At 40.5% G+C, this 11,450-nt stretch carries 4 protein-coding genes and 1 pseudogene; 2 read left to right on the top strand and 3 right to left on the bottom strand.

Annotation, left to right across the window (positions count from 1 at the left end; genetic code table 11):
• Both WFY05_RS17710 and WFY05_RS17705 read right to left on the bottom strand, forming a co-directional pair.
• Nucleotides 1–1,853: pseudogene (locus tag WFY05_RS17710) on the bottom strand (hypothetical protein); the annotation flags it as partial.
• A 302-nt stretch (nucleotides 1,854–2,155) separates the two neighbouring features.
• Nucleotides 2,156–2,800 (bottom strand): LuxR C-terminal-related transcriptional regulator, encoded by a 645-nt coding sequence (locus WFY05_RS17705; protein WP_340114248.1) that lies wholly within the window; start codon nucleotides 2,798–2,800, stop codon nucleotides 2,156–2,158.
• A 1,096-nt stretch (nucleotides 2,801–3,896) separates the two neighbouring features.
• On the opposite strand from WFY05_RS17705, the gene WFY05_RS17700 reads away from it, so the two are divergent.
• Nucleotides 3,897–8,186: a PKD domain-containing protein gene (locus WFY05_RS17700; RefSeq protein ID WP_340114247.1), complete on the top strand. Its 4,290-nt coding sequence runs from the start codon at nucleotides 3,897–3,899 to the stop codon at nucleotides 8,184–8,186.
• A gap of 51 nt (nucleotides 8,187–8,237) precedes the next feature.
• Here WFY05_RS17700 and WFY05_RS17695 read toward each other — a convergent pair whose 3' ends face one another.
• Nucleotides 8,238–9,842: a Na/Pi cotransporter family protein gene (locus WFY05_RS17695; protein WP_340114246.1), complete on the bottom strand. Its 1,605-nt coding sequence runs from the start codon at nucleotides 9,840–9,842 to the stop codon at nucleotides 8,238–8,240.
• 142 nt (nucleotides 9,843–9,984) lie between these two features.
• On the opposite strand from WFY05_RS17695, the gene WFY05_RS17690 reads away from it, so the two are divergent.
• Nucleotides 9,985–11,370, top strand: a complete 1,386-nt coding sequence (locus tag WFY05_RS17690) for a sulfatase family protein (protein ID WP_340114245.1) — start codon at nucleotides 9,985–9,987, stop codon at nucleotides 11,368–11,370.
• Nucleotides 11,371–11,450: the final 80 nt, after the last annotated feature.

Here is an 11,450-nt window from a genome sequence, read left to right as displayed (position 1 = left end):
TCGAAACTGGCCTCCACAGGAACGATCAGTGTAGGTGCAGTATCGTCGTAGATAGTGATTACCTGGTCTCCTGTAGTAGTATTTCCACAATCATCAACAGCTTTCCATGTACGGATGATCAGGCCAAGACCACACTCATCCAGATCAGGACTGTCGGTAAAGGTTACTACCGGTGCATCATCACAGTCATCCGTCGCGGTGGCTGTACCTGCATCGCCAAGTTCACATTCGAAACTGGCTTCTACAGGAACTACCAGTGTAGGTCCTGTTTTATCCCCAGGAACTCTAAATACCGCATCACAGCTGGCCGGAACTGCACAAGCATCATTCGTCCAGAAATGAACCGGAATCGTGTCACCACATTTGCTGGGGTATTGGCCATCCCAGTCATTATATACAGTTGAATCGCTGCCAACTAATAAAACGTCAGTTAGCCAGGCATCAAAAACTGATTCTATCTCAGTTGTAGAACAAGATTCCAATGTTGTGTCTTCGGGACAAGTTAAGGTAACTTCTCTTCCATCTATTATATCAGCATAACATTCATTATTATTAGGATCAACTGCATCAACTACTACAACAGTATATGAACCGGCAGGCAGACCTTCAACAACAAAAGGTTGATCCGTGTTATACACATTTTTTGCAACGGTATCAGTATTAACCAGTATTGCAAATGGTTCTGTACCTCCTGACCATGTAATAGTTAAGGTACCGTCTGTATCGCCAAAACAATCAAGAATATCACCCTCGACATTACAGGTTGGTGCAGTAGCTTTTGGAATAATTGTTACATCGCAAACTGTTGATGCACATCCTAATCTATCCGAAACAGTTACTGTGTACGTTCCGGCTGTAAGACCATAAATACTATCAGTATCCTGACCGGATCCAATCGATCCACCTTCACTTGGTACCCAAGAATATTCATATGGAGGCGAACCACCGATAACATTTACCTTAGCCCAACCGTCGTCAGCTCCGGGATACGAAGGACCTTCATAATCATCAATTGAACAATCCATATTTTCAATAAATGGTGTTCCAATGAAGTCGTCAAGCGATGCTGTTAACTCCTGTGAAGACCTTGTTTCAAGCTGAAACCTCGAGCCACAAAGTGCTGAAGCATCTGTGGGATTGGGGAGAACAAAGGATAAATCAACAACTCCTTCATAAAAGGTATTGTAATCATACTGAGCATCCGGATAACTCCAGCCTGTAGGAACATCCTCCAAACTGGCGTTATTCTCAGCAACCGTTGCCGTCCCAACGTCAACTAAGATAAAATGATCATCAGGCGCAGAGCCATCACCATTTCCGGCTCCCACCCATTGATAAACAGTAACTGTACCATTCCTACCACCTCCGGTAAAATCGGCCAGAATAAGGACATCACCGGGATTGACGCTATGCGGCGGGGCAAAAGTACCTTTTTTCCCGTCGAGCGGTTGCGGACCGGTTCCATCCAGGAACACCCAGAATCCAATTTGCGCGTCACCATTATTAGATAAGCGGTCTCCGGCAAAATACAAATATGGGCCTTCCAGTAGTAATGCACCGTTAGCAATATCGTTTTTTGCTTTGGTTTGCCCGTAAGACCATACCCAGTTTTCGGCAGGAATAATGTCCTTTTGGCCTTCGGCAAACTGATTATCAACAACGCCACTGCCATAAGCATCCAGCACATATCGATAATCAGGTAATGGATTGGAGTGCAATGCATTCCAGTCTTCAGTAAATCCATCGATAGTTATTGTCTGTGCATTGACCTGCCAACTACATATCGATGTAAAAAAGAGCGCTAACATAACAAAGAGAAACTTTCTCTTCGTTAAGAGTAAATTTTCTTTCATAATAAATACATTTTAGGATAAAAAATGGTTTTGAAGATTACCATCATGATAATCAATTAGGTTTACCTTAAAAAAAAAGATTTCCTACAATAATTATCTGCCGATCCTCAAAACGGAAAGATTTTTACTTTCCTGCGTCCTTAAATACTTTGTTGGTTTTTTCGAAATAAACCTGGGGTAAGGTTGTATTTCTACCCTTATTTTAAAAGCAAGTTACGGCAATAAATGCTAGGAGTCAATCAGGAATTTAACGGAAATTGAAATAGAATTTGTGCGTAAGAATGATAGGAAATCAGTAAGGATTAATTGAGATTATTCTGTATGGCAAATTCTACCATTTCGGCCGTTGACCGTACGTTAATTTTTGTAGAAATGTTTTTCTTGTGTGTCTCAACAGTTCGCGGGCTGATGTTCAAATCGTAAGCAATCTCCTTATAGGTGTAACCTTTGCAAAATAGCCTTAAAACATCTACTTCGCGGTTGGTGAGCATGGTCGTTGTTTCTTTATCAGGAACGATGTCCTTACGTTTCGAACGTAACATCTCTTTTAATAAAATCCATACTCTGGGTGGGAAATAATCTCCGCCATCCATGAGCGTTTTTACTGCCAGAATCAATTCCTCCGCACCGGAAGAGTTGAAAACCATACCATTTACTCCCATGGCAATATAATTCTCAAAATGTTCTGAGTAATCCTTACTAACCACCAGTAAAATAGGCGTTTTTGATTTTTTGGCCCGAATTTTTTTTATCGCAAGAATTCCATCATTATCGCAATGCAATACATCGATAATGATCACATCGGGTTTACATTCTTTAAGCAAGGGGGTGAAATCCCGTACATGTTTGGCTTCTGCTGCAACTTCAAAATCCGAAATTTCATTAAATACCGGACGAATACCCGAGCAAAAGAGAGAATAATTCTCCAGGATCGCAATTTTACACATACAACCTTATTCTTTATCATTAAACATTTAAATCTTGCAAACCTAAATATTAAGTTTGCTCCATCTGCTCAATCATCTAAACAGTGTCCTGATTAAAAAGAGTTAAGGGTATTTGTAGAATTACTTAGACAATATACAACATTTCTGCGTAAAATCATAATCCGTAAAAATCCGGATATTTTTCTCGTAATTTCCCGGAGATAAAATACTAAATTGTATTTATTCAGCGATTACTTTTATAGTAAACAATATTCATATTTTGATTTAAGAAACAATCATTTTTGCTTTACATAAACAAGTAACTGTTAATCAACAAATTAAGAACAATTATAAATATGTTATAATTATTTATTGCCGGGAAAGTGATTGTTTTTTTCCTAAAACCCTTGCTGCGACAGGCATTTTATGACTTATGAACATCTAAATCAATTAAAATTAAAGTATCCTGTTTATTTTTTAAATTGGAAATTAGCCAATTAGTTTCAATATTTGCCATCAAACCCATAAATGTAAAACCGTTCTTTGAATGACGCTAAAACAATCCATCACATAAGCACAATATAAAATTTTGTGTATAGCAGTAATTAAAGTCTTAGGATTTTGATTGATGGGATTTTTTTGGATATCACCAACATGTGTGACTGACCTTTATTCCTCACATTAGGTATTCCTGTATCTTTCCTTAAGATTACATTAATTAAATGGATCTGAAATATTGTTAGGTAATAACTAATGAGGGTAAGGGGTAAGTAACCAATTAAGTTGAAAATAATATAGTTGCATTTCGAGTGATTCCAATAAGGAATCTGAATTGACATACAAACAAACCCGCATTTTCGCTTGCAGCAAAAATGCCATTACCTGTCGCTTCAGCCCTACCCAATGATCTCATTTTACATGAATGACCTGCATTATCTGTTGGATTTGAATAACTCAATTAAGTTGTAGAAGTATTATTAATCCATTTTTTTCAAACTGAAACCCATGAGTTGAACCTTGTGATTGACTGTTTTCTTTGAGAAGCGATCAATCCAGATGTAACACTTTTAAAATAAAGTGGATTTTAAAATACCATTAAATCATAAACACTATTACAATGAGAAAACCAGAGTTAATGTTGTTTGTGTTTTTTGCATTTGTAAATTTGTCAGCACTTGCACAAAACCAAAACTCCAAATTTAAGTTACTGGGAGAAGACAAACGAGACATCGAAATAGAAAAAACGTTCGAGGATTCGAAAGAGATATCTCCCTTTAAGGATCGTTTCAACAAAATTTACGGTCTGGCAGTTGATGCAGAAATTGAATTTCTTCAAGATAAAAGCCAGGTACGTTTTGTATTGATCGACGAGAATTTTAATGAACACCTGATTTATGAGGCTTATCCTCTGTTAGCAGGTTCAAACAAAATGACTATCGAGGAAAGTTGTGAAGAAACAGCTTTGCTGGATGGCATAAAACCCTATGCGCTTCAGGTAGAAGTAATTGATTCAAAAGTAAATTTGCACAAACTTATTTATGCAAGTCGTTCAGATATTCGGAACATTAAAAAAGTTCAGAAAGAAACACGGCAGGAACAAAGTACAGATAAGGTTACCCGTTTGAATCAAAATCTTAAAGCTAAAGGTCAAAAATGGGTGGCAGCACCAACAAGTGTTTCAGAATTGTCATATGCTGAGCGTAAAAAGCTTTATGGGCAAAGTACCTTTCCTGCCGGATTTGAATTTTATGCAGGTGGGGTTATTTCTACTGAAACAACAACTGATATTAATCTAAAATCGGCTACCAGCGGTAGTCCTTATGTTGATCAATGGGACTGGCGTGATCGTCACGGTAAGAACTGGATCTCTCCGGTTACCAACCAAGGTGCTTGTGGTTCGTGTTGGGCCTTTGCTTCAACAGGTGCTGTTGAGGCTATGACGAACCTTTACTTTAACCAACAACTAAATTTAGACCTTTCTGAACAAGATGCATTATCGTGTAGTGGTGCCGGCTCATGTTCCGGTGGATATCCGAGAATTGCACTTGATTATATGACAACCACAGGTATTGTGGATGAAGCAACATTCCCCTATGCCCAGGAGGATCTTGCCTGTTCTGATAAAGGTTCTTCGCCTCAGGAGTTAATCAAAATAGCCGGAAGAACTCCTTTTGGTTCTACGGAATACCCAAGAACCGAGGACGACCTTAAAAGAATGCTTATTGAGATGGGGCCTGTAAGTGGAGGTCTTTATGATTGGAGCCACGCCATGGTCCTGGTAGGTTATATGGTAGTAAAAGAAGGTGATATTATTTATTACAGAGATTTAAGTCTGCAGAGATATTGGAAAGAAGTACTGGCGGGAGATCCACTTATTGGGACAACAGTTTGGATCTTTAAAAACAGTTGGGGACCTCGATTTGGTGATGCCGGATTTGTATATGTAGAAACTCCTATTTCGAATATTGGCTGGACACATGGGGTTAAAACCCCTGTCACCAGTGTTGTTAATAATTATGAAGTAGTTTTCGAAGATAACGACGGCGATGGTTATTACTGGTGGGGACTGGGAGACAAACCGGCAAATTGCCCAGGTCCGGATCTGGCAGATGGCGATGATTCTGATCCTACATTAGGTCCAATAGATGAATTTGGTTATTGTATGCTATTAGGTCCGGTTGCCAGTCCGATTGCAGATTTCACCTCAGATGCAATTGAAATTAACGAAGGAGACGAAGTTAGCTTTGTCGATGCATCTACAAATAGTCCTGCATCGTGGGCATGGACATTTGAAGGGGGAAATCCGGCAACCTCAACTGCTAAAAATCCCACAGTTACATATGATACACCTGGAAATTACGAAGTAAGTTTAACCGTTACAAACTCGGGAGGTTCGGATACTAAAACCGTAAGCAGTTATATTTCAGTTAACAGAATCCTCATGCCTCCCGCAGCTGATTTTGTAGCCAATGTAACCACGTTAAAAGAAGGAGGAACTGTCTCTTTTACTGATTTATCAACAAATGCACCAACCAACTGGAGCTGGAGTTTTGATGGTGGAACTCCGGATCTGTCAACTGTGAAAAATCCAATCATAACTTATAATACACCAGGTTCATATACAGTATCACTTACAGCTTCAAATACTGATGGTTCTGATACAAAAGCTAGAATCGCATATATTAATGTAATTGAAAAAACACCGCCTGTTGCCAATTTTTCCGTCGATCAAACAACTGTTGAAGAAGGAAGTACTGTTCTGTTTACCGATCTTTCAACCAACAGTCCAGATGAATGGCAATGGAATTTTCCGGGTGGAACAACAAACGATCTGAATGTCCAGAACCCGAGTGTTACCTATAGCACCGCCGGAACATACGACGTTACCCTGACAACAACCAACGCTGACGGTACTAACCAGCTGACAAAAACCGGATTTATAACCGTAACACAACAACAACAAGCGGTTGTATTATATCCTCCGGTAGCTAATTTCAGCTACAGTTCAAATTCCATTGAAACCGGACAAACGGTTACTTTTACCGATCAATCATCAAATTCACCAAATAGTTGGGAATGGACATTTGCAGGAAATGAAGTTTATACATCAACAGCTCAGAATCCGGTAATTACTTTTAATAGTGCCGACAGTTATGATGTGACGTTGATCGTAAGCAACGATGATGGTTCAGATACAACTACCATAAAATCGTGTATTGAAGTAACTGATCCCGTACCGGCTGCCCCGATAGCCGATTTTTCTGCCGACAATACAGCGATTACCGAAGGAGGAGAGATCAGTTTTAACGACCTTTCAACAAACAGCCCGGATACCTGGTATTGGGAATTTGAAGGAGGAACGCCGGCCACTTCAACGGCACGTAATCCGAAAGTCACTTACCAAAACCCTAACAGTTACAAAGTATCGCTGACTGTTACCAATAAAGGCGGTAACGATAAAAAGACTGTTGAAAATTACGTTAAGGTTGAAAAATATCAACCGGCATACTGTATACCCTCTCCTCTTGCCAGCGAAGAGTGGATTTCAAAAGTGTCGATTGGTGATAATGTAAAAACCTCGGAATCGAATGGAGGATATGCCGATTTTACATCAACTACTTTTGATTTCGAGAACGGTAATAGCTATACACTGGAACTCGTTCCTGGATTCAGTTCAAGGAGCAAATTTGAATACTGGGCAATCTGGATCGATTTTAACGGTGATAAGGAATTTGCCGATAGCGAAAAGGTATTTACTGCATCGAAATCAAAATCGGCGGTTAGCGGTTCGCTTTCCTTTGCCAATGGATTAGAACTGACTACACGAATGCGCGTGGCCATGGGAAAATCAGATCCAACAGCATGTGGATACTCTGATATGGGAGAAATAGAAGACTTTACCATTAATATTCATGCGCCACAACCCGAACCTCCGGTTGCCGACTTTGCAGCAAACGTGTATACGATTTATGTTGGAGAAAGCATTCAGTTCTCCGATCTTTCATCAAACGAACCTGATACGTATAGCTGGTCGTTCCCCGGAGCTGAGAAAACATCAAGTACACTCCAGAATCCAACGGTGACTTATCCAACAGCCGGGGTTTATGATGTTAGTCTTACAGTTGGTAAAGATGGATTTGATCCTTCAACAAAATCAAAATCAAAAATCATAACCGTAAAAGAAATGGGAGCCGTTTCGTATTGCACCCCAACCAATATTAATAGTGCCGATAATTACATCAACAAGGTTGAAGTAGGAAGCTTTAGCAGGACCAGTGCCCAAGAAGCTTATTCAAATTACACTGCTGAAACCATTGGTCTTATTCCGGGATCTTCTTATAATGTAAATCTGGTTCCCTCACTCTCAGGTTCACGTAATTTTTGGAGAATCTGGATCGACTTTAACAACGATGGTGATTTTGATGATTCGGATGAAACCATTCTTGCTGAAAATAATAACAAAGGAAATGTATCTTCAACCATCGCAATCCCGGGTTATGCAACCGGGGATGTTCGCATGCGGATTACCATGAAGACAGGAAAAGCACCTGCTGCCTGCGACGATGGTTTTGAAGGTGAAGTTGAGGATTATACGATATCGTTTGGTGGAGCTTCTGCTTCATCCGGCGAAAAAATGTCGGCAAGTGCATCTCCTTTTGTAAATGATACCGATGAATTCCTGACAGTATATCCTAATCCTACCACAGATAATGTGCACCTTAGAATTTCTGTAATGGGCGACAATGATTCTTATGCGGTGTATAATTCGGTGGGCGTAAAGATTATGGAGAATACCATTTCGACTCCGCTAAGCTTAATTGATTTGAGCGGGCAGCCGGCTGGAATGTTCATAGTTGTGATAAATTCTCAGAGTAATAGTTTTGTTAGAAAGATCATAAAGAAGTAGTGCTGACAAATCAACTACTTAGGAAAGCGGGGTGCTATGGATTTACAGAAGTCATCCTGCTTTCCTTTCTAATCTTCTGGAAAGACTATGCAATCGGCGAATAGCTTCCAGAATTTCTGATTCAAAGCGGTAAATACTGATTCGTTTATCATCCTCTTCCGATAAACGTTGTGCCAGGTAGGTCCGCACTTCCTGCAAGCGGTTTTTAAATGTTTCTTTATCCAATGCACCTTTCTCCTGCACTTCTTTTCCCTTGTATTCATCCAGTGCCTCCGCAAATGCTTCTGCAGCAACACGATACAATCGGGTTATCATATTCAGGGTAATTTCCGATGATACAAATCCTTTTTCAATGCGATGTTCTGCCGCTTCAACCAGATCTGTCGTTATCAAATCTGCTGCTGTCTCCAATACATTTACGGCTTCAACCTGGTTCTCCAGTCGTTCTGCTTCATCCTGGTTCAGTGTCATGCGACGTATTTTTTGTAAGAAACTCAGAATTTCGGCATGCCCTCTGTCAACCGCTTCATCCTTTTTCCTCAGACCGGCTAATTCTGCAGCCGTGCCTCTTGTAGCAGTTTGAATTCCACGATCGATGATCTTCATTGTTCGTTTGCCCAGTTTTACGATTGCCTGGTTGGCAAGATCAAGGGCCATTGATTTATCTTCGAGAAAATAACTGTGAAGTTCCGGAAAAAGCAGTTCCGGTTCTGTTCTTCGTTCAGGATTAAGCCATAATATCAGTTTAGCAACCGGATTAACCAACCAAATAAAAATTATAGTATTGGCCGCATTGAAAATGGTATGTGCATTGGCAATTTGCCTGGCCTGATTTCCCTCCGAAATCACTTGCACAATTTCTTTCAGCTGATCGATAAATCCAAACCAGAGCATTACTCCGGCAACATTAAAAAAAATGTGAGCCATCGCCACCCGCATGGCTTCACGTGGTTTTCCTATTGCTGATAATACTGCTGTTATGCAGGTTCCAATATTCGCTCCAAGTATGAGAGCAATACCGCCTTCAACACTCACCAGTCCCTGCGAAGCCAGTACGATTACTACACCCGTGGTTGCCGAAGAACTTTGAACGGCGGCAGTAAATACCGTTCCGATAAGAATAGCCAGTAAATAATTATCGAGCCCTTTCATAAGTTGAATAAAAGGTTCGTAGGTTTTTAGCGGCTCAGTGGCTTCACTCATCACCGTCATCCCCAGAAAAACCATACCGAGTCCAAGAATTATAGTACCAAACTCGCTAAACGATTTTTTGGAAAATATCACCCGAAACAAATACCCGAAAGCAATCATCACCCAGGAGGCGCTGGTAATTTTAAAGGCAATGATCTGGGCTGTAATTGTAGTTCCGAGATTGGCTCCCAGAATTACGCCCAGCGTGCTTTGAAACGAAAGTAATCCGGCGGAAACAAAACCAACAGCTAAAACAGTAGTTACCGAAGAAGATTGAATTACGGCCGTGATTCCGGTACCTGCCAGCAAAGACGTCCAGCGGTTGCGGGTCATGGCTTTTAAAAACATTTTTAAACGGCTACCTGCCGCAGCTTTTAATCCGTCGGTCATCACATTCATTCCATGAAGGAATAGTGCCAGACCTCCCAACAAAAGCACAATCAAGGTCAACCAATTTAAGTTCATCAGCCTTAATTTTTAACTAAAAATAAAACAAGACATGCAATCTTCAAAAAATGACTCAGAAGTTTCAGCTGAAAAAAACATTTTCCCATTTGTATACTTGCAGATTTATTAACTTTGTGCGAAATACCTTTTATAAATTATTATGAAGATTTATCAGCATTTGATGCTTATTCTCCTGGCAGTTTTTATCCTGAATGGATGCAGCAATAAAACCGAGACACCACAAAAACCAAACATTGTGATCATTTTTCTGGATGACTCAGGATACTCCGACTTCTCCCCATTTGGGCAACAAAAAATAGAAACACCTAATGTGAATACACTTGCCGATGAAGGAATCATGTTTAAGAATTTTTATGTGCCGCAGGCTGTTTGTTCTGCATCGCGGGCAGCAATATTGACGGGCTGTTACCCTGGCCGGACCAAAGTTTTTGGAGCACACGGTCCAAAAGAACGCGGACTGGAAACTACTTTCCCTACCATGGGCGAAGTCTTTCAAAAGGCGGGGTATTCTACTGCGGTTTTTGGGAAATGGCACTGTGGCGATCAACCGGATACACGGCCGCATAGTCGTGGATTTGACGAAAGTTGTGGTTTGATGTACTCCAATGACATGTGGAAGTATCATCCCGAATCTCCTGAATACTGGGGACGGTACCCCTTGCAATTTTGGGAAAACGGAGAAGTCATTATTGAAGATGTGGATTCAGCCGATCAAAAAATGCTGACGAAATGGTATACCGAACGCGCAGTTGATTTTATCAACCGACAAAAAGATGAACCATTTTTGTTGTATGTTCCGCATAACATGTTACACGTTCCACTATTTGTAAGCCCTGAATTCGAAGGCAAATCGGGAGTTGGACTTTATGGTGATGTGACCTTGGAAGTTGACTGGTCGGTTGGACAGATCAATCAGGCCTTAAAAGATAACGGATTAGAAGACAACACGATCGTGATATTTACTTCGGACAACGGTCCGTGGATATCATACGGGAACCACGCAGGTACAACTCCTTTCCGCGAAGCTAAGGGAACCACTTTTGATGGTGGAACACGCTCGGCCACTATCATTAAATACCCAAAAGAACTGAAAGGCGGACAACAGTCGGAACGTACCATGATGACCATCGATCTGCTACCGACTTTATGCGAACTGGCTGGTGTTCCGCTTCCGGAAACTGAAATCGACGGAAAAAATGTTTGGGAAATCATTTCCGGGAATGAGGATGCTGAAAATCCGCATGAATACTACGCTTTTACCAATAACAGTAATTTTGAAGCAGTGATTAGCGGCGATGGAAAATGGAAGTTGCATTTGCCTCATAATTACCGCACCATGACCGATATAAAAGGCAAAAACGGAATACCCGGGAAATACAAACAAGCACACATTGATCTTTCGTTATTTGATATGGTGAACGATCCTTACGAAACGACAAACGTTATCGGTGAGCATCCTGAAGTAGCCCAAAAGTTAATGGCGCTGGCAGAAAAACACAAAGAAAAATTCTTTACGGAAGAATAGTACGGAAGAATAGAATATTCACAGCATAATAAAACCCGGAATATTTCCTATAAATATTCCGGGTTTTAGTTTATCTATTA

Source organism: Maribellus mangrovi (assembly GCF_037646455.1).
In the GTDB taxonomy this organism is placed as follows: Bacteria; Bacteroidota; Bacteroidia; order Bacteroidales; family Prolixibacteraceae; genus Draconibacterium; species Draconibacterium mangrovi_A.
This window is presented reverse-complemented; position numbering and strand designations above follow the sequence as displayed.